This window comes from Paractinoplanes atraurantiacus (genome assembly GCF_900215205.1).
Taxonomy (GTDB): Bacteria; Actinomycetota; Actinomycetes; order Mycobacteriales; family Micromonosporaceae; genus Actinoplanes; species Actinoplanes atraurantiacus.
The window spans coordinates 151,800-177,412 of record NZ_OBDY01000001.1; the positions used below are offsets into that span (position 1 = coordinate 151,800).

Below are 25,613 nucleotides of genomic sequence, written 5' to 3' on the forward strand. Positions count from 1 at the left end.
CGGGGCCGCATCCTTCGGGCGAGGGTGCGGCCTCGTGCCTTTCACGCCTTGCAGTTGTGCGAGCGGTTCCAGGCGGCGACGGTCGCGACCGGGCTCTTCTGGCCCTTCTTGCGCCAGGAGTCGAGGAAGGTGGCCGGCCAGATGACACCGCGGCGGACCTTCCAGTCGCCGACCTTGGCGCACGGCGGCGAGATGCCGTAGTGCAGGTGGCAGACGCCGTTGGCGTTGCCGGTGTGGCCGACCTTGCCGAGCAGTTGGCCGGCGGTGACCCGGACGCCCTTGGTGATGCCGCTCTGGACCTTGCTCAGGTGCGACCCGTAATAGCGCACGCCGTCGTCACCGAGCAGCGACACCGACAGGCCGCCGTTGTTGGGCCCGTCCGGCGACCCCTTGACGTACACATCCTTGAGACTGATCTCCAGAACGACGCCGCTGGTCGTGGCGACCACCGGCTCACCGCAGTCGGCGAAGATGTCGGTCGCCGGATATTTCGAGTGGGTCGGGTGGTAGTCGACATTCGACGCCTTGACCGGAAAGACGTATTTCACCGTCTTGGGAGCCCCGGCGGCCGTGGTCGCCGGTGCGGCGCTGGTGGCGGCTGCCCCCGAACTGGGCGCGGCCGGCGTGGGCGGGGCAGCGGCGGTCGGGTCAGCAGCGGTCGGGGCAGCGGCGGCGGCACTCGCGCTGGCCGTCACCTCGGGCTCGATGAACTGCGGGGTCGCGGTCGCCGGCGGTGAGCCGGTCACGCTGCCGCAGCCGGCCAGGCAGACGGCCAGGACGGTCAAACCGGAGAGGGCACGGAACAAAGGCACCGGGCCATCCTGGCAGAAGTGCCCCAGTCCTGCCGACCAGCCTGTGGACGACGGAGCCGCCTGTGGATAACCCGCTCGGCCCGCCCGGGGTGGATAGGCTGGCATTCACCGGACGGCGCACCCTCGCCTCCGGCGGCGATGCGCCCACGCTGGAGGTGAACGGTGACCGACCCGAACGACCCCCGGCACCCCGCCACGCCCCCTGATCCCTCAGGCCCGTCCGAGCCCCCCGCCCCGGCGTCCGAGCCCTCAGCCCTGCCGCCGGAGCCGTCGCACCCCGTGGCGCCAGATTTTGTGCCGTCGTCCGGGCCACTGCCCGACGCGCCGAACCCGGCGCATCCCGTCGGGCCTCACCTCATGCCGTCGTCCGGTCCGCCGCATGCGGGTCCGCCGTATCCCGCGCCTTCCTCGGGTCCGCCGCACGCGGCTCTGGCATATCCCGCGTCGTCATCCGGGGCGCCGCATGCCGCATTTCAGCCGGTCGGGCCCTCGCCTGCCTATGCCGGGCCGCCGCCCGGCGGGCCCTTCGGTGCTTCTGCGGCCGGGCCCTATGCCTCGGCTCCCTATGGCGCGCAGGCCGGTCCATATCCCGCTCACCAGCCGACCGGCTCGCATGTCGAACGCCCGCCGGCTGGGCCGCAGGCCCATGTTCGCGGGTCTGGCCTCTTTCCGGGGCCGTCCCGGCCCACCTTCCGTGAGCCGCATCCGGTCAACGCCGGGCCGCTGCTGGCCGGGCTCGGGGCGGCGGCGGTGTGGATGGTGCTCTTCGGCACGCTCGGCCGCGACCTGGCTAGCTATGCCTGGTGGACGATCGTGGCCGGGGTCAGCGCCTGGGCCGTCGCCTTAGTCCTGACCTATCTCGGTGACCGGGGCGTCGCCGTCGGGGTGGCCCTCGCGTCCGGTCTTGGGCTGTCGATCGCCCTGGCCTTCGTCGGTGGCCGTTGGATCACCACCGAGGACTGGCCCCTGTGGTGACCGCCGAGGCTTGTGGTGTGGTCTTGGCTACATCGGCGAGGGCTGATTTTGTCCGATCTTGACCGGCTTGTCGGCGACCGGATGTGCCTTCGTGGTTGCGGTGCGCACTTGGCCTTGACGAACGGTTTGTGGTCGGCGAATCTCGGCTTCATGGCCCCCTCACCGCCCCGGCTCGACCCCGAACGGCGCCGCCGTCGTCTCGAGTTGCTGGCAGCCCTCGCGAGTGCGAAATCGGCCCGGGAGAGCACCCAGCCGCAAAGGCTGCGCCGGGCGCGTCTGCGGGAGCTCATCGCCATGCGTCGTCGCCTGGTGAACTGACGTTTGACCCGACTTCGGCCGCCGCAAGGCGTGGCGCGCCGCACCTGCCGTTCTTCCCGCTACCGTCACTCGCTGAAGACAAAAGTCGCGTGGGGGGAAACTTGTCGACATTCGCTGCCGCCGTAGCTCGGGGCAAGAACGGGTGGACGGCGTCCGAGCTGGACCTGACCGGTCTGGCCGACATCGACGAGGTGGTCGACGCGCTGCGTGATGTGGAGCCGGACGCCGACCTGACGTTGCTCTTCGTCGAGAGCGACGACCAATATCTCGCCGTCCTGCGCCTCGACGAGGGTGAGGACCTGCGGGTCTTCGGCTCCGACTCGGCGTTCGTGGACGAGTCGCGGATCGGCTCGGTGCTCCTCGGCGAGATCGACACGCCGCCGGCACTGGAGATCGACGACCTGGCCGCCGGTGACGACGACGAGGACGACAAGCCGGCCGCCGATCCCGACGCCGACCCGGTCGGTGACGCTGATCTGCTCAACGACCTCGGCGTCAGCTCGCACCGGCTGCTCACGCTCTGCGGCATGGAAGGCATGCTGCCGTCCGACGTGACCGCCGAGCTCTGCCAGCGGATCGGCTGCGGCGACGAGATGGAAGAGCTGCGCGAGGCGTGAGCCTGGCGATCTCCCCCCGGCACGCGTCGTGGATGCGGCGCGCGCTCGAGGTGGCGGCCACCACCGGCGATGACATCCCGGTCGGTGCGGTGATCTTCGACGCCGACGGTACGGAGTTGGCCACCGGCGCCAATGAGCGGGAGGCCACCGGCGACCCGACCGCGCACGCCGAAGTCCTGGCCCTGCGCCGGGCGGCCGAGCGGACGGGCAGCTGGCGGCTCAGCGGCTGCACGCTGGTGGTGACGCTGGAACCGTGCACGATGTGCGCCGGCGCGCTGGTCCTGGCGCGGGTGTCCACGCTGGTCTTCGGAGCCTGGGAGCCGAAGACGGGCGCGGTCGGCTCGCTGTGGGACGTGGTGCGTGACCGCCGGCTCAACCACCGGCCCGAGGTCTACGCCGGGGTGCTCGAGGACGAGTGCGCCGCACTGCTGCGCGGCTTCTTCGGGCGGGGCGCCGATCAGACGTACAGCTGAAAGCCGCGGCATCGCCCGATGCCGCGGCACTCAGATCAGGCGACGCCGGTGATCGCGGTCTCGAGACCGATTTTGACCATGTCGCCGAAGCCCTGCTCGCGCTGGGCCGAGTCCATCTTGGCGCCCGTCTTGATGTGATCGCTGACGGTGAGGATGGTCAGGGCCTTGGCGCCGTAACGGGCGGCGATGGTGTAGATCGCGGCGGATTCCATCTCGACGGCGAGGACGCCGTAGTCGGCGAGCGCGTCGTAAAGGTCCGGGCGGTCGGTGTAGAACGCGTCGGCGGCCAGGATCGGGCCGACGCGGATCGGGGTCCCCTGGCGCTCGGCGACCTCGACCGCGGTGCGCAGCAGGCCGAAATCGGCCACCGGCGCGTAGTCGATGAGGCCGTCGAAACGGGACCTGTTCATGTTGGAGTCGGTGGCCGAGCCGATCGCCGCGATCACGTCGCCCAGCTGGAGGTCCGGCGCCAGGGCGCCGCAGGAGCCGATGCGGATGACGGACTTGACCCCGTACTCGTTGATCAGCTCGTGGGTGTAGATCGACGCCGACGGCATGCCCATGCCGGAACCCTGCACGGACACGCGGACGCCCTGATAGGTGCCGGTGAAGCCGAGCATGCCGCGGACCTGGGTGTAGCACTTGGCGTCCTGCAGGAACGTCTCGGCGATCCACTTCGCTCGCATCGGGTCGCCGGGGAGCAGGACCCGCTCGGCGATGTCGCCCGGCTGCCCGCCGATGTGCACGCTCATCGGCGCGTCTCTTCTCGCTCGTTCATACCTCGGATAATGCCAGGTCGCGCGGGGTCCGCTCGGCAAAGGGGAACCCGCTTTCGGGCCTCGATCGGCGTCGGGTAACGTACTTCCCGGTGGTGTGTCCGAGCGGCCTAAGGAGCACGCCTCGAAAGCGTGTGAGGGTGCAAGCCCTCCAAGGGTTCAAATCCCTTCACCACCGCCACTGACCCGGTGGCTCCCCTGCGGAGCCGCCGGGTTTTTTGCGTCCCGAGCTCCCCGGCGCCGGTCACGGTGCGTACTGGTGAATCAATTTCATGTACGCGGCGTGAGGGCCCCCGCGGGAGGCTTTTCCAAGATCAGGTATCGTGCGCGTAACGACGCCGTTTCGGCCCTGAGGGGCCTCCGCCACCACCAGTGGCGATGACACACCGTGATGACGGGGGAACGGCGCAAATACGGTGCCTGTAGCGCAAGTCACTAAGCCGAAAACTACCGGATCAGACAATGCGCTTTTAACCACCTGGTGAGAAAGTTTCACAAGATTGCCCAGCGCCGATACCTGTGAACTGTCCTAGATTTGACTCGTGAGAGTTGAGCATCACTGGTGGAATGGTGACGTCCGGCTCGCCCGCCGAGACGTCTACGTGCGCACCGACGGCGAGTTCTGGGAAGTCGAAGCTCAGATGGGCGGCCCGGACGGCAAGTCGAAGGTGCAGCAGTGCCCGGGTCGGGCTTCGGCCATGATCCTGGCCGACGCGTGGCGTGGCCCACGCTGGCAGTGGCGCAAGCTGTAAGGCGCCAGGAGCCGAGGCTGTGCCGCCCCTGCTTGACATCACACGGCCAGCCGATCTTTTGAATTCGAGCCGGGTCCCTTTGCCGAGGGGCTCGGCTCGAATACTTTGTTCGCCCGCACTGCTTGTCCGACGACAATTAGTTGATCGCTTCTAGCGTGGGTTGCCCATCACCGCCAGAAAGCGATCCCCATGCAGGCCACAGTCACCGACCACCGTTGCGACGTCGCCGTTCTCCACCTCAAGGGCGAGCTCGACGCGGATACCGCCGGCCAGCTCCACGGGATCCTCGCGGATCTGCTGGAGCGTCCCGTACCCAAGATCGTCGTCGATCTCTCCGACCTGAAGTTCTGCGACTCGGTCGGGTTGAGCGCCTTCATCACCAGCAAACAGGTCATCTCGGCCCGCGGCGGCTGGCTCAGCTTCGCCGGCGCCAACCCGTTCCTCGTCCAGCTGCTCGAGACCGTCGGCCTCAGCCGCTACTTCGCCATCTTCCCCGAGGTCGACGACGCCATCGCGGCCGCGCAGCTCTGAGTTTGCCCGGCAACGGCGAAGGGGCTGGACTCTGATGAGTCCAGCCCCTTCGTGCTGCCTGGCGGAGGATACGAGATTCGAACTCGTGAGGGGTTTCCCCCAACACGCTTTCCAAGCGTGCGCCCTAGGCCACTAGGCGAATCCTCCGTTCGCCAGAATACAGATGCCCGTCGGGGGCGTCGCACGGGTCCCCGGCGCGCGGCCCGGCGGGGTTGGGTACGCTAGCGGCAAGCCTCTCGTGCGGCGTGCATCTCGTGAACCTCCCCAGGGCCGGAAGGCAGCAAGGATAAGCGGGCTCTGACGGGTGCACGGGGGGCCCTTTACGTTTCGGGGCGCGACCCCGGCCACCCCAGCGGTACAGAGTTGGTTCTTGTCATACCCCCGACGGACAATGGCGCGGTCGTTGAGGAGGGGCTGGAGTGGCACTCGCGCTTTACCGCAAGTACCGGCCGCGTACGTTCGCCGAAGTCATCGGGCAGGAGCACGTCACCGAGCCGCTGTCGCAGGCCCTGCGCAGCGGGCGGTTGCATCACGCCTATCTGTTCTCGGGGCCGCGTGGCTGTGGCAAGACGTCCAGCGCGCGCATCCTGGCCCGCTCGCTCAACTGTGAGCAGGGCCCCACGCCCGAGCCGTGCGGCGTCTGTGGGTCGTGCCGTTCGCTCGCCAACGACGGCGCCGGGTCGATCGACGTCATCGAGATCGACGCGGCCAGCCACGGTGGTGTCGACGACGCCCGCGAGCTGAGGGAAAAGGCGTTCTTCGCGCCGGCCAACAGCCGCTACAAGATCTACGTGATCGACGAGGCCCACATGGTCTCGTCGGCCGGCTTCAACGCGCTGCTCAAGCTGGTCGAGGAGCCGCCGGAGTACGTGAAGTTCATCTTCGCGACCACCGAGCCGGAAAAGGTCCTCGGCACGATCCGCTCCCGGACCCACCACTACCCGTTCCGGCTGATCCCGCCGGCGACGCTGCGGCCCTATCTCCAGCAGCTCACCGACGCCGAGGGCATCACGGTCGAGCCGGCGGTCTTCCCGCTGGTGGTGCGGGCCGGCGGCGGCAGCGCGCGCGACACCCTGTCCGTGCTCGACCAGCTGATCGCCGGCGCCGGTCCCGACGGCGTCTCCTATTCGCGAGCGGTCTCCCTGCTCGGCGTCACCGACGTCACGCTGCTCGACGAGATGTGCGACGCGATCGCGGCCGGCGACGGCGCCGCGGCCTATTCGACAATCGACCGAGTCGCCGAGGCGGGGCATGACCCGCGCCGGTTCGCCTCCGACCTGCTCGAGCGCTTCCGCGACCTGATCGTGCTCCAGCAGGTGCCCGACGCGGTGTCCAAGGGCCTGATCGACGGCCCGTCCGACCAGCTCGAGGCGATGAGCGCCCAGGCGGCCCGGCTGGGCCAGGCGACACTGTCCCGCTGCGCCGACATCGTGCACAACGGCTTGGTCGAGATGCGCGGCACGACAGCGCCCCGGCTCCTCCTCGAGCTGATCACGGCCCGCATGCTGCTGCCCGGCGCCGACGATTCGACGGGCGCGCTGCTTCAGCGTTTGGAGCGCATGGAGCAGCGGGTTTCGCAGGGCGGCGCATTTGCCGTACGCGGCGAGGACGCCCCCGCGACAGCACCAGCGAGCCTACCGACGGCCGCGCCCGCCCCGGACCAGGACGCCGGCGCAGCCCCCGCGGCTTCCGCCCCCGGCGGCGGGTTGTCGGCGGCCCGCGCCGCGGCGAAGGCGGCCGCAGCTCGCCGTTCCACCTCATCGGGCGGCCGCCCGGCGCCCGCGGCCCCGGTGGCGCCGGCGCCAGCAGTGCCGGCTACCCCTGCGGCCGCCGTTCCCCCCGTAGCCACCGCGCCTGCGGCTGCTTCCATGTCCTCTGCGCCTACGGCTTCTCCCGTTTCCGCTGCGCCGGCGGTTTCCGCTTCCGCCGTGGTCGCTCCGGTGTCAGCTCAGCCCGCGTCTGCTTCGGCCGCGCCTGGTCAGGTGCTGTCCGGTTCCTCGGCGGCCGCCGAGCCGGATTGGAACGAGGTTGCCGACGGCGGCGGTGCGAACGCGGAGCACTACGACGACGAGCCTCCGTGGGACGACGAGCCGGATATGCCGGAGTCTGGGGCGGCTGTGGGCCGGCCCGGGTCCACGTTGCCGCAGGCCGCGCCGACTACGGCTCGGCCGGCAACGGCTGCGGCTCGGCCCGCGACCCCTCCGATTGAGCCCGCAACGGCTGCGGCTGCGCCCGCGACGGCTGCGCCCGCAACGGCTCCGGTTCAGGCGGGGATGGCTGCGGCGGGGATAGCTGCGCCGGGGACGGCTGGGCCGGCTGCGGCTGGGGCGGCGCCCTCCGTGCCGGCCTCTGCTCAGGGGCAGCCGGTTCCGGCTCGGGCCGACTCGGTGGGCGCGGCGGCCCATGGGGCTGAGCACCACGGGGAGCCGGCCGGGGTGTTGCCCGATGCGCCCGAGGAGCCGGGGGCGGCGGCGGTCGAAGCCGTGGCGGCCGGGCCGGGGCAGCCTACGGCCGAGGAGATTCGGCAGGCCTGGCACGACATTCTCGAAGAGGTGAAGAAGCAGCCGGGCGGCAAGGTGCTCCGGGCGGCGGCGATCAACGCCACCGTGCGGTCGGTCGACGGGCAGAGCGTTCTTCTCACCGTGGCGGCCGGGTCTCTCCAGCAGCGGATCGCGCAGGGGGCGCCGCTGATCGCGAACGCGCTCTACGAGGTCTTCGGCAGCCGGTGGGAGGTGCGCTGCGAGATCGCCGGTGAGGGCGGCGCGGTGCAGCCCGGCCCGTCGACGGGCGGTGCGCCGCGAGGTGGCCGGGCGCCGGCCCGTAACGAAGCCCAGCAGGCCTCGCGTCCCGCTGCCGCCTCGCCGCGGGCCGCGCAGCCCACCCAGCCCGTCTCGGCCGCCCGCGAGCCCCAGAACAGGCGCCGCGAGGCACCCGCACCCGCTTCATCCGACGACGACTGGCCAGAGCCGGCCAGAACTTCCTCCACCGGCGATCGGCCAGAGCCGACGAGGGCTTCCTCCGCCGGCGATCGGCCAGAGCCAGCGAGGGCTTCCTCCGCCGGTGATCGGGCGGCGCCGGTCGAGGCTTCCCCCGGCGGCGATCGACGAGAGCCGGCCAGGGCTTTTTCCGGTGGCGACCGTGCGGTGCCGGTTGGGGCTTCCGCCGGGGACGACTGGCCGGAGCCGGTCAGGCCGGGTGGTCTGGCGTCCTCTCCTTCGGCCGCGGCGGCTCCGGTCGACGATGACGACGAGGACTGGCCTGAGGTCAGCCCGATCGGCGTCTCCACGGGGAGCAGCAGCCCGGCTGACCGTGCGGATCCGGCTCCGGTGGCCGTGAGCTCGGTGGCGGCACCGGCCGGTTCGGCCGCCGTGGACACGAGCGTGGGTCCTGTCGATGCGGGTTCGGCCTTCGCGGCCGGCGGGCCGGCGGTGAAGAGCCAGGCCGATGTGGTTCCGGGCTCAGCGAGCTCCTCGGCGCACTCGGTGGAGGCTGGTGCCGCGGCTCCTGGGGAAACGTGGTCGGCGGGCGATACGCGTGACGCGGGGCCAGCAGCGGGTGGCGGTGGGCCGAGCGGCGGCGCTTCCACACAAGCCAGTGGTGGGCTTAGCGCTGCCCGGGCAGCGGCCGCTGCCGCGTCGGCTCCCTCCGCGAGGGCCGGCCGGGGCGTGGCTGACGCTGGGGCCGGACGGGCCGCGGCTGATGCTGGGGCCGACCGGGCCGTGGCCGATGGCGGGTCGGGGCGTGGCGTGGCCGATGCCGGTGCCGGTGGCTCTGGTGGTGGGCCGGGGGCGGCTGCGGCCTCTCGTGCGGGTCGGAATGCTGGTGGGGCCGGCAGTGGGCTTGCCGCGGCTCGGGCCGCTGCGGCTGGGGCGGGCCGGGGTGGTGCCTCTCGGGCCGCGCCGGTCAAGCAGGCCTGGTCGGACGGGTCGCCTACCGAGGAAGCCCCGTACGACCCGGAGTTCGACGGGCCGCCGCAGGCGGTGAGTGCGGGCACGCCCAACTTCGAGGGCTTCGACCCGGGTGACGAGCCGCTGGACGAGGTGCTCGACGAGAAGACCGCCCGGGAGAGCGGCGAGCAGATGGCTTTCCGCCTTCTCAAGGAGGCGCTGGGAGCCGAGAAGATCGGCGAGAGCTGAGACCGTTGTGGCGCGTGGGGTCCTCGGTACGGGGCGGCTACGCTGGGCGGCGGTTACCCGGCGCCGCCGTCGGTTATTGACGGGTGTCGGGCTTTGACAGGTAGTGCGACGGGACTTTGAGGAGCGGTGCGATGCGCCCCGGTGGACAGCCGAACATGCAGCAGATCATGAAGCAGGCGCAGAAGATGCAGCAGCAGGTCGCTCAGGCGCAGGCCGAGCTGGCCGCGGCCGAGCTGACCGGCACGGCCGGCGGTGGGCTGGTCTCCGTCGTCATCACGGGGCTGGGCGAGTTCAAGTCGGTGAAGATCGACCCCAAGGCCGTCGACCCGGAGGACGTGGAGACGCTGGAGGATCTGATCCTCGCCGCCGTGCACAACGCCGCCGAGGCGCAGCGGGAGCTCACCGAGGAAAAGATGGGCCCGGCCACCGGTGGCCTGAGCCTGCCCGGGTTCTGATCGCGTGTACGAGGGTGCCATCCAGGACCTGATCGACGAGCTGGGGCGGCTGCCGGGCGTCGGCCCGAAAAGCGCCCAGCGGATCGCCTTCCACGTCCTCTCCGCCGACCCGGCCGACGTCAACCGGCTCTCCACCGCCTTGCGCAAGGTGAAGGAGCTGGTGCGCTTCTGCACGACCTGTTTCAACGTGGCCGAGGCCGAGCAGTGCCGGGTCTGCCGGGACCCTCGCCGCACCAACGAGGTCCTCTGCGTCGTCGAGGAGCCCAAAGACGTGGTGGCCATCGAGCGGACCGGCGAGTTCCGGGGGCGCTACCACGTGCTCGGCGGGGCCATCAACCCGCTCGAGGGCATCGGGCCGGACAACCTGCGCATCCGCGAACTGCTCATGCGGCTGGGCACGGGCGAGGTCAAGGAGTTGATCCTCGCCACAGACCCGAACACCGAGGGTGAGGCCACGGCCACCTATCTGGCACTGATGGTCAAGCCGATGGGGATCACTGTCACAAGATTGGCAAGTGGTCTGCCGGTTGGTGGTGACCTGGAGTATGCGGACGAGATCACTCTCGGTCGTGCTTTTGAGGGCCGTAGAACCGTATGACCACACATAACGTGATCGTATGATCACGGCGCGATAGCATTTTGGTCCGGATTCGCTCCTTCTAGCCCTTCCACACGGTAGTTTCCGATTGGTCGGCGCCGCAGGTCACGGTCACATCACGACGGGGACACGGAACTATTCGTGTGCGGTCAGTGAACTTGACCTGAAGCACCGCATTAGGTGAGTGTTCCTATCCGATGGCGGCACACCCGCCGTCGAGTGCCTTCGTGGCCGGAGTCTGATCTGACCCGGGCGACGAGGGTAGGCACTCGAGGCATGCGATAACCGATCGGTTGCCGTTCGCTGCGTGGGCCATCGTCCTCCGGTCTCACGGGTCCTCGCCGGGCCCTGTGCCGGGTGGCCGTGGACTCATGCTCGTCCGGCCGCCGGGGAAGGACCGGCGCTTAGATGTCGCTTGGCCCAGAGGCGTCGGTCACCGACGAAATGACCCCGCCCGCCGCCGACGCGGCCGACCGTCCGGGCGAGAAGGCGATCGCTGGTCGATCGCTGAAGCAGATCGCCTGGCGTCGCCTGAAGAAGGACAAGGTGGCGATCGCCGGCGCGTGCATCGTCATCTTCCTGATCGTCGTCGCGATCCTGGCCCCGTTGCTGATCAAGTTGGTCGGTCACCCGATCGACGAGTACCACCAGGAGAAGCTCGACCTGGCGACCGGAACCGGCCTGCCGTTGGGCCACCTCGGTGGCATCAGCTGGGACTACCTGCTGGGTGTCGAGCCGCAGACCGGCCGCGACATCTTCAGCCGGATCATCTACGGCGCGCAGACCACTCTCACGGTCGCGTTCCTCTCCGCTTTCGTCTCGACCTTCCTGGGCACCCTCTTCGGCCTGGCGGCCGGGTTCCTGGGCGGCTGGGTCGACTCGGTGATCAGCCGCATCATGGACTTCCTGCTCGCCTTCCCGCAGTTGCTCTTCGCGATCGCCCTGCTCTCCGTTCTGCCTGACGAGTTCTTCGGCCTCGGTGATCGATGGTCCCGAGTACTCGTTCTGATCGGCGTCATCGGATTCTTCGGGTGGCCGTACATCGGCCGGATCGTGCGCGGCCAGACGCTCTCGTTGCGTGAGCGCGAGTTCGTCGAGGCGTCCCGCAGCCTGGGCGCCCGCTCGGGCCGCATCCTCTTCCGCGAGCTGCTGCCCAACCTGGCCGCGCCGATCCTCGTCTACACGACGCTGATCATCCCCACCAACATCCTCACCGAGGCCGCGCTGAGCTTCCTCGGTGTCGGTATCCCGGCGCCCAACCCCTCCTGGGGTGGCATGTTGTCGGATGCGACCCAGTTCTACCAGGCCGACCCGATGTACATGATCATCCCCGGATCCGTCATCTTCATCACCGTGCTCGCCTTCAACCTGTTCGGTGACGGCCTGCGCGACGCACTCGACCCGAAGGCTCGCTGAGCCCTCCGGACGAAGTACCACCGCGGACCGGCCGGGTTCGCATTCGAGAAGGTAGGAGATCAGGTGGCACGCAAGACAAGGGCGCTGGCGGCGTCAGGCGTCGCCCTCGCGCTCGGGCTGACCACCGCCGCGTGCGGTGGCGGCTCGGACAGCAATAGCAGCAGCAGCTCGGACGGCAAGACGGAGTTCAACGCGGCCACCACCAGCGTGGTCAACGCGAACACCAAAAAGGGCGGCACGCTCAACCTGTGGTCGTCGCAGGACGCCGACAGCTGGGACCCGGCGCGTGGCTACTACGCGTTCGTCTGGAACCTCAACCGCCTCTACACCCGCAAGCTGGTCGACTACGCGGCCGCCCCGGGCAAGGACGGCCTGAAGCTCCAGCCCGACCTGGCCGAGGCCGAGCCGACGATCAGCGCCGACAAGCTGACCTACACCTTCAAGCTGCGCAGCGGCCTGAAGTGGGACGACGGCGCCCCGATCACGTCGAAGGACGTCAAGTACGGCATCGAGCGCGTCTGGGCGACCGACGTGATCTCCGGCGGCCCGTACTACCTGCCGAACGTCCTCGACCAGGGCCAGAAGTACCCCGGCCCGTACAAGGACACCGACCCCAACAAGCTGGGTCTGAAGTCGGTCACCACGCCGGACGACCAGACGATCGAGTTCAAGCTCGAGAAGCCGTACTCGGACTTCCTCTACCTGCTGGCCATGCCGGGCTCGGGCCCGGTGCCGCAGAAGCGGGACACCGGCGCGCAGTACGGCGCGAAGCCGGCGGCTTCCGGCCCGTACATGTTCAAGGAGATCAAGCCGGGCAAGAGCGTCTCCTGGGTCCGCAACCCCAACTGGGACCAGGCGACCGACCCGATCCGCAAGGCTCTGCCGGACGCGATCAACCTGACGATCACCACGAACGCCGATGACCTCGACAGCCGCCTGCTCTCGGGCACCGCGGACCTCGACGTCGGCCAGACCGGTGTCCAGGCGGCGGCCCGTACCAAGCTGCTGACCGACCCGAACCTGAAGAAGAACGCGGACGCCCCGAACACCGGCTTCCTGCGCTTCGCGGACATGACCCAGGTCGCCCCGCTGAACAACCCCGACTGCCGCAAGGCCGTCATCTACGCGGCCGACCCGACGTCGATCCAGACCGCTCGCGGTGGCGAGTTCGCCGGTGGCGACATCGGCACCAGCATCCTGCCGCCGAACATCGCCGGCTCGGACGCGAACTACGACCCGTACAACCGCAAGCAGGGCAAGCCGCAGGTCGACAAGGCCAAGGAGGCCCTCGCCGCCTGTGGTCAGCCGAACGGCTTCAACGTGACCATCGCCGCCCGTAACAACCGGGCCGCCGAGGTCAAGACCGCCGAGGCGCTGCAGGCCGCGCTCAAGACGGTCGGCATCACCGCCAAGATCGACCAGTACGACGGTGCGCAGGACTCCTCGATCGGCGGCTCGCCGGAGATCGTGAAGAAGCGCGGTTACGGCATCATCATCACTGGTTGGGGCGCGGACTACCCGACGGGCGCCGGCTACATGCAGCCGCTCGCCGACAGCCGGTTCATCACGAAGAACGGTAACTTCAACCGTTCCGAGATCAAGGACCCGGCGATCGACAAGCTGTTCGACGACGCCGCCGCCGAGACCGACCCGGACAAGGCCGCCGCCATCTACAGCCAGATCAACCAGAAGATCATGGAGGGCGCGTACGTGCTGCCGTTCGTGGTCGACAAGGCGCTGAACTACCGCAACCCGCGGCTGACCAACGCCTACGTTCACGAGGCCTTCGGCATGCTCGACTTCCAGGCCCTCGGCACCAGCGACGGCAAGTAAGTGACGTTGCTCCACCCCAGTAACAACGGGTAATTCGAAGGGTTGGTGAAGGCCGCCCCCGGCGGGTGGGCATCGGTTTCCGCGAGGACTCCGGTGCCCACCCGCTCCTCGGCCGAATGTCGTGCTGGCATACATCGTTCGTCGCGTGATCAACGCGATCATCACGCTGCTCGTGGTGACCGCGGTCACCTTCGGCATCTTCTTCGCGATTCCGAAGGCCACCGGTAGTGACCCGGCGCTGCTCTATATCGGTAAGCAGTCGGACCCGGCGGCGATCGAGGGCATCCGGCAGAAGATGGGGTTCGACGACCCCATCTATGTGCAGTACGGCAAGTTCCTCAAGGGCCTCGTGGCCGGCCGGGACTACGCCAACGGACCGGACGTCACCCACTGCCCGGCGCCCTGCTTCGGATACTCGTTCGCGACCGACCAGGAAGTCACCCCGCTGCTGCTGGAGGACATCCCGGTCACCCTGTCGCTGGCTCTCGGCGCGGCGGTCCTCTGGCTCGTCATGGGCATCTCCTTCGGCGTGATCTCCGCGCTTCGAAGAGGCACGTTCATCGACCGGGCGGCGATGACCACCGCGTTAGCGGGCGTATCGCTACCGGTCTACTTCACCGGCCTGCTCTCGACGGCGATCTTCGTCTACTGGCTGGGCTGGCTCCCTCAGGGTCAGTACGTGCCGTTCCTGGAGAATCCGGCCGACTGGTTCGTCAACCTGATCCTGCCGTGGGTCACGCTTGCCTTCCTGTTCGCGGCGACCTACGCGCGACTCACCAGGGCCAACATGTTGGAGACCCTGGGTGAGGACTACGTGCGTACGGCCCGGGCCAAGGGTTTGACCGAGCGGGTCGTCATCGGCAAGCACGCCCTGCGGTCGGGTCTGACCCCGATCGTCACCGTCTTCGGCCTCGACCTCGGCGCGCTGCTCGGCGGCGCCGTCCTGACCGAGACGGTCTTCAACCTCCGCGGCCTCGGCTACCAGGCTCTGCAGGCCATTCGCCAGAACGACCTGCCGATCATCCTGGGTGTAACGTTGATCGCCGCGTTCTTCATCGTCTTCGCGAACCTGATCGTGGACCTGGTCTACGGCTGGATCGACCCGCGCGTCCGGCTGGCCTGAGGGAGAGTCACGTGTCCATCGGCGCCACCAACGCCCGCCCGTTCCTCGAGATCAAAGATCTCAACGTCCGGTTCGAGACCGACGACGGCATCGTGCAGGCGGTCACCGGCTCGACGTTCAGCCTGGAGAAGGGACAGACCCTCGGCATCGTGGGCGAGTCCGGCTCCGGCAAGAGCGTGACCTCGCTGGCCGTGCTCGGCCTGCACCGCACCCGCAGCAACGCGAAGGTCTCCGGCGAGATCTGGCTCGACGACGAGGAACTCGTCACCGCCTCCGATGAGCAGGTCCGCAAGCTGCGCGGCGGCAAGATGGCGATGATCTTCCAGGACCCGCTGAGCGCGATGCACCCGTACTTCACGGTCGGGTCGCAGATCGTCGAGGCCTACCGGGTGCACCACCCCGGCGTGAACAAGAAGGTCGCCCGCGAGCGGGCGATCGACATGCTGGCCCGGGTCGGCATCCCGCAGCCGGAGCGGCGCTTCAACGACTACGCCCACCAGTTCTCGGGCGGCATGCGGCAGCGCGCGATGATCGCGATGGCGCTGGTCAACGACCCGGCCCTGCTGATCGCCGACGAGCCGACGACCGCGCTCGACGTGACCGTGCAGGCGCAGATCCTCGACCTGATCCGCGACCTGCAGGAGGAGTTCGGCTCCGCGGTCATCATGATCACCCACGACCTCGGCGTGGTGGCCGAGCTCGCCGACGAGGTCCTCGTCATGTACGGCGGCAAGGTGATCGAGAAGGGCCCGGCGGTCGACGTCTTCCAGCAGCCTCAGCACCCGTACACCTGGGGTCTGCTCGGGTCCATGCCCCGCCTCGACCGTGAGGTCCGCGACCGGCTCAACCCGGTCAAGGGCACCCCGCCCAGCCTGATCAACCTGCCGCAGGGCTGCGCCTTCAACCCGCGCTGCCCGTACGCGGGACGCAACGGCGACCGGTCCTTCACCGAGACACCGGAGCTCCGCGGCGACATCCACAAGGTCGCCTGTCACCTGCCGGCGGAAGAGCGCACCAAGATCTTCCAGCAGGAAGTGCTACCCAATCTCTGAGCATGGAGTGATTTAGATGAGCGAGAACCTGCTCGAGGTGAAGGGGCTGGAGAAGCACTTCCCGATCACGAAGGGTCTGTTCAAGCGCCAGGTCGGCGCCGTGCGAGCGGTCGACGGCATCGACATCGAGGTGAAGTCCGGCGAGACGCTGGGCCTGGTCGGCGAGTCCGGCTGCGGCAAGTCGACCACGGGACGGCTCTTCACCCGCATCCTGGAACCGACCGCCGGCACGATCACCTTCGAGGGTGAGGACATCAGCCACAAGTCGGTCACGCAGCTGCGCCCGCTGCGCCGCGACGTGCAGATGATCTTCCAGGACCCGTACTCGTCGCTGAACCCGCGGCACACGGTCGGCTCGATCGTCTCGGCGCCGCTGCAGATCCAGAACATCCCGACCCCGCAGGGCCTCAAGAAGGCCGTGCAGGAGCTGCTGGAGCTCGTCGGCCTCAACCCGGAGCACTACAACCGGTACCCGCACGAGTTCTCCGGCGGTCAGCGCCAGCGCATCGGCATCGCCCGGGCGCTCGCCCTGCGCCCCAAGCTGATCATCGCGGACGAGCCGGTCTCGGCCCTCGACGTGTCGATCCAGGCCCAGGTGGTCAACCTGCTGGACGACCTTCAGCGCGAATTCGACCTGACGTACGTCTTCATCGCGCACGACCTGTCCGTGGTGCGCCACATCTCGGACCGCGTCGCGGTGATGTACCTGGGCAAGGTCGTCGAGGTGGCGGAGCGGGACGAGCTCTACAAGAACCCGCGTCACCCGTACACCGTGGCCCTGATGTCGGCGGTTCCGGTGCCCGACCCGGTCCGGCGCGACCGCGCCCAGCGCGACCGCGTGCTGCTGACCGGCGACGTGCCGAGCCCGATCAACCCGCCGTCGGGTTGCCGTTTCCGGACCCGTTGCTGGAAGGCGCAGGACATCTGCGCCACGGAGGAGCCGCCGCTGGTCGTGCGGCTCGACGACCCGGCCAGCCACCAGACCGCCTGCCACTTCCCGGTGGTCGAGGACGAGGCCGTCGCTGGTCGCCGTCCGGCGGCTGCTCCCGCTTGATTTTCCCGTACGCAGAAAGGGCCGCTCCCGCGAGGGAGCGGCCCTTTCTCGTCGAGCCTAGCGGTCGACCTTCTCGCAGCTGCTGCCGATCGCGTCACCGAGATCCGCGGTGCAGTGGTCGCCCGCTCCATCACCCGCGTTGACGTGGTCGTCCTTGTCGTAGTCCTGGGTGTTTATCAGGTCGTCGCCGGCGTCGCCGTAGAAGTAGTTCAGACCGTCGGCGGCGTCGAGATCGTCGTTGCCGGCCCCTCCCCGCACGACGTTGTTGCCGCCGCCCGCGTTGATGAGGTTGGCGGCCGCATTGCCGGTGATCCGGTCGTTGCCGCTGCCCCCGTAGACGTTCTCCACGTCGGTGCCGACGTTGTCGCGCTCCCCGGCCTGGCCGTCGTCGGCGGCGCCGTCCAGGTCGATGAAGAGCGGCTTGGTGTACCCGTCGTAGTTGACGGTGTCGCGGCCCGGCCCGCCGAGCAGGGTGTCGGCGGCGACCCCCGCGCTGGTGTCCGGCTCGTCACCGTAGAGCTCGTCGTTGCCCGCGGCTCCGTTGAGATAGTCGCGGCCCGCACCGCCGGCGAGGAGGTCGTCACCGCCGCTCCCAGCGATCACGTCGTTGCCCGGGCCGCCGGCGAGCTGGTCCGCCCGAGGGGTGCCGATCAGCCGGTCGTTTCCGGAGCCGCCGATGATCCCCTCGACCGAGGTGCCGATCGTGTCGTGCTCGCCGGCCCGGCCGTCGTCACCGCGGACGGCGTCGGCGTCGGCGACGATCGGCTTGCTGAAGATCTCGTAGCTCACGAAGTCGAATCCGGCGCCTCCGATGAAAGCGTCCGCGTCCGCGCCCGGCGTGTCGTCGCTGTGGCGGATCTCGTCGTTGTCGGCGCCGGCGTCGTAGATGTCGTTGCCGAGCGAGGCGAAGAGCATGTCCCGGCCGTTGCCGCCGTACACACGGTCGGCACCGGCCCCGTCGTTCAGGACGTCGCCGCCGTTGCCGCCGTACAGCTTGTCGTTTCCGTTCTCCCCGTAGGCCCAGTCGTCGCCGTCGCCACCGGAGATCGCGTCGTTGCCGTCGCGGCCCTCGAGGGTGTCGTTCCCGCCCAGGCCCCACAGGGCGTCGTTTCCGGCTCCGCCGTCGAGGTAGTCGGCCCGCGAGCCGCCGGTGATCCGATCGGCGCCCGCGCCGCTGTACACCGTGATGCCGACGTCGGTCCGGTTGACCAGGGTGTCGTTCTTCAGGCCGAGCTGGACCCGGATCCGGGTCGGGTTGACCTTGAGGGCGCAGCGCACCTTCGTGCCGTCGACCTTGGCGCAGCCGGCGCCGGGCGTGATCCCGACGACGTCGTCGACGGTGATCGTGCGGCCGGAGCGGGTGATCGACACGTTGTGGGCCCGGCCCGACTTGTCGACCATCGCCACCACCGACTTGTCGGCGACGTAGACCGTTCCCTTGGTCGCGGCGTCGGCCGGCAGCGCGACTGCCGCGGCCGCGACCACCGCCGAGCCGCCGAAAAGGACGGCTGCGATACGCCTGTTCAGCTTCACGACGCCTCACAACCCACGACGGTGTCGCCGCCGCGCTCGCACTGGTCGGTGCCGACGCCGCCGTTGACGGAGTCGCGGCCGGCGCCGCCGAACAGGAAGTCGTTGCCGGCGTAGCCGTTGATGACGTCGTTTCCTTCCAAGCCGTAGAGATAGTCGGACCGCGAGGTGCCGATCAGGCGGTCGTTGCCGTGGCCGCCCTCGATGGCCTCGACCGAGGTGCCGATCGTGTCGTGCTCGCCCGGCACACCGTCGTCGCCGCGAACGGCGTCGGCGTCGGCCGTCACCGGCTTGGTGCGGAAGCGGTACGAGACGTAGTCCAGCCCGGGGCCGCCGACGAAGGCGTCCGCGTCGGAGCGCACCGGGTCGTCGTTCTGGGAGAAGTGGTCGGCGCCGGGGCCGCCGTCCTCGATGTCGTTGCCGAGGAAGCCGTTGAGCTCGTCGTCGCCGTTGCCGCCGTACAGCCGGTCGTTGCCCCAGCCGCCCATGATCGTGTCGTCGCCGTCGCCGCCGGACAGCGCGTTGCCGCCGTAGACGTCCTCGATGGTGTCGTTGCCGCCCAAGCCCCAGATCGCGTCCGCCCCGAGGTTGCCGGTGAGGATGTCGCGCTTGGGGCCGCCGGTGATCCGGTCGTTGCCGGCCCCGCCGTTGGCGGTCATCGACAGGTCGGTCCGGTTGACCAGGACGTCGTTGTATCCGCCCAGGACCACGCGGAGCCAGGTCGGATTGAGAGTGCAGCGGGCCTTGGTGCGGTCGCCGCTGACGGCGACACAGCCCTTACCGGCCTTGAGCGGTACGGAGTCGTCGACCGTCACCGTGCGGCCTGAGCGGGTGATGCTGACGTTGTGCCGGGCCGTCCCGAGCTCGGCGACGTAGGCCACGATGGTCGAGCGCTCGACGGAGACGGTGCCGGCGATGGTGGCAGCCTGGGCCGGCGCCGCCACGGCGCCGGCGGTGATGGTGACGGCCACGGGCAGAACCAGCCGGGCCGACAGGGGGAAGCGACGCATGTGCACCTCGAGGTGGGGGAAGAGAGGAAGGAGGGCGATCCCAGCCGGGACCGCCCTCCTCGAAAGAACCTCAGCGTCAGCCGAGCACGTCTTCCTTGGCGCGGACCGCGTCGGCGTCGAACGAGCCACGGCTCTTGTTGCCCTTGGCGGACAGGTCGCTGGAGATCTGCTCGCAGCTGATGAACTTGTCGCCGTCGTAGTCCTGTGAGCAGAAGTCGGTGCCCGCGGCGCCGTTCAGGGTGTCGACACCCTGCTCGCCGGCCAGGTAGTCGTTGCCGGCGCCGGCGCCGATCACGTCGTTGCCCGGGCCACCCAGCAGGAAGTCCGTGCGGGCCGTGCCGACCAGCACGTCGTTGCCGGCGCCGCCGAGGATGGCCTCGACCGTGGAGCTGATGCTGTCCTTCTCGCCGGCCGCACCGTCGTCGCCCTTGACGCCGTCGGCGTCGGCCCGGATGCCCTTGGTGCGGTAGTCGATGCTGTAGTCGACCGCGTCCTCGCCGGCGCCGCCGATGAGGCTGTCGGCGTCGGTGCCCGGGGCGTACTGCAGCAGCTGCAGGAAGATGTCGTCGCCGTTGCCGCCGTCCTCGACGTCGCTGCCGGCCTGGCCGCCCAGGACGTCGTCGCCGTTCGAGCCGTAGAGGCGGTCGGCGCCGGCGGCACCGTCGAGGATGTCGTCGCCGTTGCCGCCCGAGAGGGCGTCGTTGCCGTTGCCGCCGACGATGGTGTCGTTGCCGTCCTGGCCCCAGATGGCGTCGACGCCGTCGTTGCCCTGGAGGCTGTCGGCCTTCGGGCCACCGTAGATCTTGTCGTTCCCGGCGCCCCCCGCGACCGTCGAGCTGAGATCGGTCTTGTTCAGGAAGCTGTCGTTCCCGTCGAGCAGGCTCGCGATGATGTAGGTCGGCTTGACCTTGAGAGCGCAGCGGATCTTGGTCTTGTCGCCCTTGACCGCGCCACAGCCGGCGCCGGCCTTGATGGCGGTGGTGGTGTCGTCGACCGTGATGGTGTTGCCGGAGCGGGTGACGATCACCTGGTTGGTGCGGCCGGTGGCGGCGACGTACTGCACGCGGCTGCCGTTGACGACCTTGACGACGCCGGCGGCGGTCGCCGCGTCGGCCGGGATGGCGAGCCAGCCGACGGCCGCGACGCCGATGGCGCCGACCGTGACGACCGCGGCGCGCGCGGGCTTCTTGCCGATCTTCATTACTGCTTCCTTTCGCAGGACGCTGAGATGTCGAGCTTGTCGAGCTGACATGTGTCACCGGTGGCGGTGGCGTTCGCGCCGCCGTCCACGCGGTCCTTCGAGCCGTCGGAGGCGTAGAGCGAGTCGTCGCCCGCGCCTCCTGAGATGAGGTCGGCACCGGTGTCGCCGAAGAGGGTGTCGTTGCCGCCGTAGCCGAGGAGGGTGTCGTTGCCCGACATGCCGGACAGGAAGTCGGCGCGGCCGGTGCCGAGCAGCCGGTCGTTGCCGTTGCCACCCCAGATGGCTTCGATGTCGGCGCCGATGGAGTCGTGTTCGCCGGGGTAGCCGTCGTCGCCGGTGGCGCCGTCGGCGTCGGCGACGATGCCGCGGGACCGGCCGATGTAGAGCATCTCGTCGCGGCCGGCGCCACCGAGGAACCGGTCGGCGTCGGTCACCTTGGGGCTCTCCTCGACGATCTGCTCGAAGACGTCGTCGCCGGCGCCACCGTTCTCGAGGTCGTTGCCGGCGTCGCCCGACAGGCGGTCCATGCCGTTGCCGCCGAGGAGCCGGTCGTTCTGCTCGCCGCCGCTGAGGGTGTCGTTGCCGTCGCCGCCGGAGAGGGCGTCATTACCGGAGTCGCCGAGGAGGCGGTCGCCGCCGCCCACGCCCCAGAGGGCGTCGGCGCCGAGGCCACCGTCGATGTAGTCGGCGCGCGGGCCGCCGGTGATCCGATCGTTGCCGGAGCCGCCGTTCACGGCCATCGCCAGACCGCTCTTGTTGATCAGCGAGTCGTTGCCGTCGCGCAGCAGGACCCGTACGAGCGTCGGCGCCTTCTTGTTCTTGGGCGTGCAGCGCACCTTGGTCTTGTCGCCGGCGACCGCGGCGCAGCCCGAGCCGGCCTTGACCGAGGTGGTGTCGTCGACGGTGATCGTGGTGCCCGAGCGGGTCAGCACGACGTTGTTGGCGCGGCCGGTGGCGGCCGAGTATTCGATCACGGTGGACGAGGTCACGGCGACGACACCGTTGACCGCGGCGCTGGCGGGGGTCGCCACGACGCCGATGGCGCCGACGGCGGCCAGGGTCAGACCGGCCCGGGTGGGCCAGGCGGAGACACGGGGCAAGGGAACTCCTCGGAGCGTCCTCGTTGCGGGGCTCCAGGAGCATAGGACGGTACGGACCCGTTCTGCTGCCCCGTGCCGTCCTTGAAGATCAACCTTCCGGACGATTTAGGATGCCCGATACGACGATGTGGATCGCCTCGGCATCCGCTGGGTCCTTGAGGGTGGCCTTGGCGCCGGTGACCGTGTACCACTCGTCGGCGTCCTTGTACTGAACGCGGACGACCGCGTCGTTGCCGGTCACCTCGGTGCGCAGGGTCAGGTCGCCGGTCACGACGCCGACCTCGTCGGTCATCACCCCACCCTGTCCGGCCACGATGTCGGTGGTGAGCGCGGCCGGGGCGGTGGGCTCGGCCGCGGGGGCCTCGGGCGTCGGCTCGGGCTTGGGCTCGGTCATCAGCACTTCCTCAACATGTCGTCGAGCGCGGACTTCTCCTTCTCGGTGACCGTGAGCTTCCACTTGGACTTCACGGCGATCCAGTCTTTCGCATATTCGCACCAACTGCTGGTTTCGGACGGTTTCCAGGTCGACGGGTCCTGGTCGCCCTTCGAGCGGTTCGAGCTGGCCGAGACCGCGATCAGCTGCGGGTCGTCCAGGTCGTTGGCGAAGTCGCCGCGCTTGGCGGTCGTCCACTTGGAGGCGCCGGACCGCCAGGCGTTGGCCAGCGGCACCATGTGGTCGATGTCGACCTTGGTCGGTGAGTTGAGGACCTGGCCGTCGTAGAAGCTGATCCAGGTGCCGGCGACGACGTTGCAGCCGGAGAACTTGACGTTCTTGCCGTCGCGCTTGAGCACCGAGTCGCGCACGTCGCAGTTCGACCCGGTGTCGCGCCAGTGCGGGAACTGCTCCCGCTTGTAGCCGGCCATCGAGCCGGCCTTGGCGACAGTCAGCTTGCCGAGCTGAGCCGAGGCGTCCTTGGCGGACCCGGATCCCGGCTTGGACGTCGGGGTGCCGGGCGAGGAGGGCGGGACGGAGACGGGCTCGCAGGCGGTCAGGGCGAGCAGGGCGGCGGCGAGAGCCAGCGGGATGCGAGGGGACACAGACCCCAGCGTAAGAGCGCGGCGCCCCCTCCGCTCGGGCAAGATCACCCGATGGGAGGAGGCGCCGCGGTGACGATCAGCGGGCGCGGTTGATCGCGCTGTTCACGGCCTTGATGGACGCGCTCACGATGTTCTCGTCGATGCCGACGCCCCACACCGTGCGGTCGCCGACCTCGACCTCGACGTACGCCGCGGCCTGGGCGTCGCCGCCGGAGGTCAGCGCGTGCTCCTGATAGTCGAGGACGCGGGCCTTGATGCCCAGCGGCTCGATCGCCTGCACGAAGGCGTCGATCGGGCCGTTGCCGACGCCGACCAGCGGCCGCCGCTGCCCGCGGTGGAAGACCTCGACGTCGACCTCGACCTTGCCGTCCACGGTCGACGTGCGGAAGTCGACGACCTTGAAGGCGGAGCCGAGCTGGTGCTCGACCAGGTATTCGGTCGCGAAGATGTCCCACATCTCCTGCGCGCTGACCTCGCCGCCCTCCTCGTCGGTGTGGTGCTGCACCACGCCGGAGAACTCGATCTGCAGCCGCCGCGGCATGTCGAGCTTGTGCTCTTCCTTCATGATGTACGCCACGCCGCCCTTGCCGGACTGCGAGTTGACCCGGATGACCGCCTCGTAGCTGCGGCCCAGATCCTTGGGATCGACCGGCAGGTAGGGCACGCCCCAGGTGAACTTGTCGATGTCGACGCCGGCCGCGTCGGCGTCGGCCTGCAGGGCCGCGAAGCCCTTCTTGATCGCGTCCTGGTGCGAGCCGGAGAAGGCGGTGTAGACCAGGTCGCCCACGTACGGGTGGCGCTCGTGCACGGGCAGCTGGTTGCAGTACTCGACGGCGCGCTTGATCTCGTCGATGTCGGAGAAATTGATCATCGGGTCGATGCCCTGCGAGAACAGGTTGAGGCCCAGCGTGACCAGGTCGACGTTGCCGGTGCGCTCGCCGTTGCCGAACAGGCAGCCCTCGATGCGGTCGGCACCGGCCAGCAGGCCCAGCTCGGCCGCGGCGACCGCGGTGCCGCGGTCGTTGTGCGGGTGCAGCGACAGCACGACCGACTCGCGCCGGGGCAGGTTGCGGTGCATCCACTCGATCGAGTCGGCGTAGACGTTCGGGGTGGCCATCTCGACAGTGGCCGGCAGGTTGATGATCAGCGGACGGTCCGGCGTGGGGTCGATCACGTCGATCACGGCCGAGCAGATCTCCAGCGCGTACTCCAGCTCGGTGCCCGTGTAGGACTCCGGCGAGTACTCGTAGAAGATCTCGGTGTCCGGGGTGTGGATCTCGGCGTACTTCTGGCACAGCCGCGCGCCGGTGGTGGCGATGTCGGTGATGCCGTCCTTGTCCAGGCCGAAGACGACCCGGCGCTGCAGAGTGGACGTCGAGTTGTAGAAGTGCACGATCGCGCGCTTGGCGCCGCGGATCGACTCGAACGTGCGGTCGATCAGGTGCTCACGGCACTGCACCAGCACCTGGATGGTGACGTCGTCGGGGATCAGGTCCTGCTCGATGAGCTGGCGGACGAAGTCGTAGTCGGTCTGGCTGGCGGCCGGGAAGCCGACCTCGATCTCCTTGTAGCCCATCTGGACCAGCAGCATGAACATCCGCCGCTTGCGCTCGGGCGACATCGGGTCGATCAGGGCCTGGTTGCCGTCGCGCAGATCGACGGCACACCAGCGCGGGGCGGCCGCGACGTGCTGGGCCGGCCACTGCCGGTCGTTCAGATCAACGGCGAATTGCTTCTCGTACGGCACGTAGCGCTCGAACGGCATCTTGCTGGCACGCTGCGACGCGAAGGGGCTGGACTCGGACATGTGGAACTGCTCCTAAGAGGGCGAGGCGAGGAAGGCGGCGCGCGTCAACTCCGCGACGAGGTGCCGGCCTGGGATGGGGCCTCGTCGCGGCAGCGAAGAAGAAGGAACGCCTGCCACATGTCGGTAGCGACGTTACGCGCTCGTCATCGGGGTGGCCAGCAAGACGCCCGGATCGTGGGAAGTCACGCCGACGGCGCGAGCGAGGGCGGCGTGACCGGCTGCGTCACCGGCGGCGGCGCGTCGAGGCTCATCGGCGGCCCGGCCACCACGGCGCCGGGCAGCTGCACGGTCGCCGGCCCGGTCGACTCGCTGACCACCTTGAGCACGCCGAATCCGACCCGGGCCGCGGTCAGCACACCGTCGGTGGAGTAGCAGTAGATGCCGATGTCGACCGGGTCGGCCAGCGACGCGGCGGTCGAGTCGACCGAGAAGCAGTCGCCCTTGGCGCCGGCCAGCGGCTGCACCTCGGTCACCGCGATCGCCGCCTGGCGGTCGGTGAAGACGCTCAGCCACTGCCGGAAGAGCCGCTGCACCTCGAGGTCGTACTCCTTGGGCACCCGCTTGCCCGCGTCGGCGAGCTTGACGCAGGTCGGTGTGATCGGGTTGGTGGCCGAGGAGATGGTGCACTGATAGACGCCGGTGGAGATCGAGACGAGCGACACGTCGGCCGTGCCGCCCAGCGCCCCGCCGCCGACGTCCACCTTCCACGTGCCGTCGGCGCCGACCGTGGCGACGACGTTGCGGACCTTTCCGCCGCCCTGGTCCAGGGTGTAGAGCGCCGCGTACGCCTTGTCCATGGCCGCGGCGGCCCGTCCGGCCAGCGCGGCCCGGGCGTCCGGGGTGCCGGTGGCCGCGGGCGGCGCCGAGGCCGACGGTGTGGGTGTGGTGGTGCCGCCCGCGGCGTCACTGCACGCGCCGACGGCCGTCATGAGCAGGACGGCGGCGGACAGAGGCATCAAGCGAGGGCGCACCGAGACATTCTCGCCTCCAACGGCCGTATCGCTTC

At 69.5% G+C, this 25,613-nt stretch carries 23 protein-coding genes, 2 tRNA genes, 1 other RNA gene and 1 pseudogene; 16 read left to right on the forward strand and 11 right to left on the reverse strand.

Going from position 1 to position 25,613, the window contains the following annotated elements:
* Positions 1 to 41 precede the first annotated feature (41 nt).
* Entirely contained in the window at positions 42 to 812 is a 771-nt protein-coding gene (locus CRP55_RS00650) for a M23 family metallopeptidase (RefSeq protein WP_245922715.1), read from the reverse strand.
* Between the two features lie 657 nt (positions 813 to 1,469).
* On the opposite strand from CRP55_RS00650, the pseudogene CRP55_RS00655 reads away from it, so the two are divergent.
* The 4 genes and pseudogenes from CRP55_RS00655 to CRP55_RS00670 all read left to right on the forward strand — a co-directional run.
* Positions 1,470 to 1,787 (forward strand): annotated as a pseudogene (locus CRP55_RS00655) (hypothetical protein); the annotation flags it as partial.
* A 150-nt stretch (positions 1,788 to 1,937) separates the two neighbouring features.
* Positions 1,938 to 2,105, forward strand: a complete 168-nt coding sequence (locus CRP55_RS52705) for a hypothetical protein (protein ID WP_179854964.1) — start codon at positions 1,938 to 1,940, stop codon at positions 2,103 to 2,105.
* A gap of 101 nt (positions 2,106 to 2,206) precedes the next feature.
* Positions 2,207 to 2,722 carry a tRNA adenosine deaminase-associated protein gene (locus tag CRP55_RS00665; protein ID WP_097317497.1) on the forward strand — a complete coding sequence of 172 codons (516 nt, stop codon included), beginning with the start codon at positions 2,207 to 2,209 and terminating at the stop codon, positions 2,720 to 2,722.
* A gap of 32 nt (positions 2,723 to 2,754) precedes the next feature.
* Positions 2,755 to 3,195 (forward strand): nucleoside deaminase, encoded by a 441-nt coding sequence (locus CRP55_RS00670; protein ID WP_097318645.1) that lies wholly within the window; start codon positions 2,755 to 2,757, stop codon positions 3,193 to 3,195.
* A gap of 35 nt (positions 3,196 to 3,230) precedes the next feature.
* Here CRP55_RS00670 and deoD read toward each other — a convergent pair whose 3' ends face one another.
* The gene (gene deoD, locus CRP55_RS00675) at positions 3,231 to 3,947 is read right to left on the reverse strand and encodes a purine-nucleoside phosphorylase (RefSeq protein ID WP_097317498.1); all 717 of its coding nucleotides are present in this window, start codon (positions 3,945 to 3,947) and stop codon (positions 3,231 to 3,233) included.
* Between the two features lie 115 nt (positions 3,948 to 4,062).
* Here deoD and CRP55_RS00680 point away from each other — a divergent pair.
* From CRP55_RS00680 to CRP55_RS00690, 3 genes are all read left to right on the forward strand, one after another.
* Positions 4,063 to 4,152: transfer RNA gene (locus CRP55_RS00680), tRNA-Ser, on the forward strand.
* Between the two features lie 361 nt (positions 4,153 to 4,513).
* Entirely contained in the window at positions 4,514 to 4,723 is a 210-nt protein-coding gene (locus CRP55_RS00685; RefSeq protein ID WP_097317499.1) for a hypothetical protein, read from the forward strand.
* Between the two features lie 189 nt (positions 4,724 to 4,912).
* Complete coding sequence (locus CRP55_RS00690; protein ID WP_097317500.1) at positions 4,913 to 5,254, forward strand: STAS domain-containing protein; 342 nt, start codon at positions 4,913 to 4,915, stop codon at positions 5,252 to 5,254.
* A 59-nt stretch (positions 5,255 to 5,313) separates the two neighbouring features.
* On the opposite strand, the gene CRP55_RS00695 is transcribed toward CRP55_RS00690, so the two are convergent.
* Positions 5,314 to 5,401 (reverse strand) — tRNA-Ser (locus CRP55_RS00695).
* 81 nt (positions 5,402 to 5,482) lie between these two features.
* Between CRP55_RS00695 and ffs the strand changes: the two genes are divergently transcribed.
* From ffs to CRP55_RS00740, 9 genes are all read left to right on the forward strand, one after another.
* Positions 5,483 to 5,577, forward strand: an RNA gene (gene ffs / locus CRP55_RS00700) — signal recognition particle sRNA small type.
* Positions 5,578 to 5,673: 96 nt separating this feature from the next.
* Entirely contained in the window at positions 5,674 to 9,390 is a 3,717-nt protein-coding gene (locus CRP55_RS54280) for a DNA polymerase III subunit gamma and tau (RefSeq protein WP_097317501.1), read from the forward strand.
* A gap of 155 nt (positions 9,391 to 9,545) precedes the next feature.
* Positions 9,546 to 9,845: a YbaB/EbfC family nucleoid-associated protein gene (locus tag CRP55_RS00710; protein ID WP_218854085.1), complete on the forward strand. Its 300-nt coding sequence runs from the start codon at positions 9,546 to 9,548 to the stop codon at positions 9,843 to 9,845.
* Between the two features lie 4 nt (positions 9,846 to 9,849).
* Positions 9,850 to 10,443 (forward strand): recombination mediator RecR, encoded by a 594-nt coding sequence (gene recR / locus CRP55_RS00715; protein WP_097317503.1) that lies wholly within the window; start codon positions 9,850 to 9,852, stop codon positions 10,441 to 10,443.
* A 408-nt stretch (positions 10,444 to 10,851) separates the two neighbouring features.
* On the forward strand, positions 10,852 to 11,859 hold the full coding sequence (locus CRP55_RS00720; RefSeq protein ID WP_097317504.1) for an ABC transporter permease: 1,008 nt from the start codon (positions 10,852 to 10,854) through the stop codon (positions 11,857 to 11,859).
* A gap of 63 nt (positions 11,860 to 11,922) precedes the next feature.
* Positions 11,923 to 13,692 carry an ABC transporter substrate-binding protein gene (locus CRP55_RS00725; RefSeq protein ID WP_097317505.1) on the forward strand — a complete coding sequence of 590 codons (1,770 nt, stop codon included), beginning with the start codon at positions 11,923 to 11,925 and terminating at the stop codon, positions 13,690 to 13,692.
* 121 nt (positions 13,693 to 13,813) lie between these two features.
* The gene (locus tag CRP55_RS00730; protein ID WP_097317506.1) at positions 13,814 to 14,815 is read left to right on the forward strand and encodes an ABC transporter permease; all 1,002 of its coding nucleotides are present in this window, start codon (positions 13,814 to 13,816) and stop codon (positions 14,813 to 14,815) included.
* 11 nt (positions 14,816 to 14,826) lie between these two features.
* Positions 14,827 to 15,867 carry an ABC transporter ATP-binding protein gene (locus CRP55_RS00735; RefSeq protein WP_097317507.1) on the forward strand — a complete coding sequence of 347 codons (1,041 nt, stop codon included), beginning with the start codon at positions 14,827 to 14,829 and terminating at the stop codon, positions 15,865 to 15,867.
* A 16-nt stretch (positions 15,868 to 15,883) separates the two neighbouring features.
* Positions 15,884 to 16,921, forward strand: a complete 1,038-nt coding sequence (locus CRP55_RS00740; protein WP_097317508.1) for an ABC transporter ATP-binding protein — start codon at positions 15,884 to 15,886, stop codon at positions 16,919 to 16,921.
* A 57-nt stretch (positions 16,922 to 16,978) separates the two neighbouring features.
* Here the strand turns inward: CRP55_RS00740 and CRP55_RS00745 are convergent, their stop codons facing one another.
* The 8 genes from CRP55_RS00745 to CRP55_RS00780 form a co-directional block, all read right to left on the reverse strand.
* Entirely contained in the window at positions 16,979 to 18,454 is a 1,476-nt protein-coding gene (locus tag CRP55_RS00745) for a calcium-binding protein (RefSeq protein WP_097317509.1), read from the reverse strand.
* Entirely contained in the window at positions 18,451 to 19,461 is a 1,011-nt protein-coding gene (locus CRP55_RS00750) for a calcium-binding protein (RefSeq protein ID WP_097317510.1), read from the reverse strand. The genes CRP55_RS00745 and CRP55_RS00750 overlap by 4 nt, the downstream gene beginning before the upstream one ends.
* A gap of 76 nt (positions 19,462 to 19,537) precedes the next feature.
* Positions 19,538 to 20,662 carry a calcium-binding protein gene (locus CRP55_RS51910; RefSeq protein ID WP_097317511.1) on the reverse strand — a complete coding sequence of 375 codons (1,125 nt, stop codon included), beginning with the start codon at positions 20,660 to 20,662 and terminating at the stop codon, positions 19,538 to 19,540.
* The gene (locus CRP55_RS00760; RefSeq protein ID WP_097317512.1) at positions 20,662 to 21,762 is read right to left on the reverse strand and encodes a calcium-binding protein; all 1,101 of its coding nucleotides are present in this window, start codon (positions 21,760 to 21,762) and stop codon (positions 20,662 to 20,664) included. Before CRP55_RS00760 ends, CRP55_RS51910 begins: the two co-directional genes overlap by 1 nt.
* Before the next feature lie 88 nt (positions 21,763 to 21,850).
* Complete coding sequence (locus CRP55_RS54285; protein WP_438865742.1) at positions 21,851 to 22,156, reverse strand: hypothetical protein; 306 nt, start codon at positions 22,154 to 22,156, stop codon at positions 21,851 to 21,853.
* Positions 22,156 to 22,800, reverse strand: coding sequence for an HNH endonuclease family protein (locus CRP55_RS00770; RefSeq protein WP_245922717.1), 645 nt, complete (start codon positions 22,798 to 22,800; stop codon positions 22,156 to 22,158). The genes CRP55_RS54285 and CRP55_RS00770 overlap by 1 nt, the downstream gene beginning before the upstream one ends.
* Positions 22,801 to 22,876: 76 nt before the next feature.
* Positions 22,877 to 24,607, reverse strand: a complete 1,731-nt coding sequence (gene leuA, locus CRP55_RS00775) for a 2-isopropylmalate synthase (RefSeq protein WP_097317513.1) — start codon at positions 24,605 to 24,607, stop codon at positions 22,877 to 22,879.
* A 182-nt stretch (positions 24,608 to 24,789) separates the two neighbouring features.
* Positions 24,790 to 25,578: a hypothetical protein gene (locus CRP55_RS00780; RefSeq protein ID WP_245922718.1), complete on the reverse strand. Its 789-nt coding sequence runs from the start codon at positions 25,576 to 25,578 to the stop codon at positions 24,790 to 24,792.
* Between the last annotated feature and the right edge of the window lie 35 nt (positions 25,579 to 25,613).

What these genes read in the sequence shown, in the direction of transcription:
- CRP55_RS52705 (WP_179854964.1), top strand. Translation starts at nt 1,938, where the DNA reads ATGGCCCCCTCACCGCCCCGGCTCGACCCCGAACGGCGCCGCCGTCGT.
- CRP55_RS00670 (WP_097318645.1), top strand. Translation starts at nt 2,755, where the DNA reads ATGCGGCGCGCGCTCGAGGTGGCGGCCACCACCGGCGATGACATCCCG.
- deoD (WP_097317498.1), bottom strand. Translation starts at nt 3,947, where the DNA reads ATGAGCGTGCACATCGGCGGGCAGCCGGGCGACATCGCCGAGCGGGTC.
- CRP55_RS00690 (WP_097317500.1), top strand. Translation starts at nt 4,913, where the DNA reads ATGCAGGCCACAGTCACCGACCACCGTTGCGACGTCGCCGTTCTCCAC.
- CRP55_RS00710 (WP_218854085.1), top strand. Translation starts at nt 9,546, where the DNA reads ATGCAGCAGATCATGAAGCAGGCGCAGAAGATGCAGCAGCAGGTCGCT.
- CRP55_RS00720 (WP_097317504.1), top strand. Translation starts at nt 10,852, where the DNA reads ATGTCGCTTGGCCCAGAGGCGTCGGTCACCGACGAAATGACCCCGCCC.
- CRP55_RS00740 (WP_097317508.1), top strand. Translation starts at nt 15,884, where the DNA reads ATGAGCGAGAACCTGCTCGAGGTGAAGGGGCTGGAGAAGCACTTCCCG.
- CRP55_RS00750 (WP_097317510.1), bottom strand. Translation starts at nt 19,461, where the DNA reads ATGCGTCGCTTCCCCCTGTCGGCCCGGCTGGTTCTGCCCGTGGCCGTC.
- CRP55_RS51910 (WP_097317511.1), bottom strand. Translation starts at nt 20,662, where the DNA reads ATGAAGATCGGCAAGAAGCCCGCGCGCGCCGCGGTCGTCACGGTCGGC.
- CRP55_RS54285 (WP_438865742.1), bottom strand. Translation starts at nt 22,156, where the DNA reads ATGACCGAGCCCAAGCCCGAGCCGACGCCCGAGGCCCCCGCGGCCGAG.
- leuA (WP_097317513.1), bottom strand. Translation starts at nt 24,607, where the DNA reads ATGTCCGAGTCCAGCCCCTTCGCGTCGCAGCGTGCCAGCAAGATGCCG.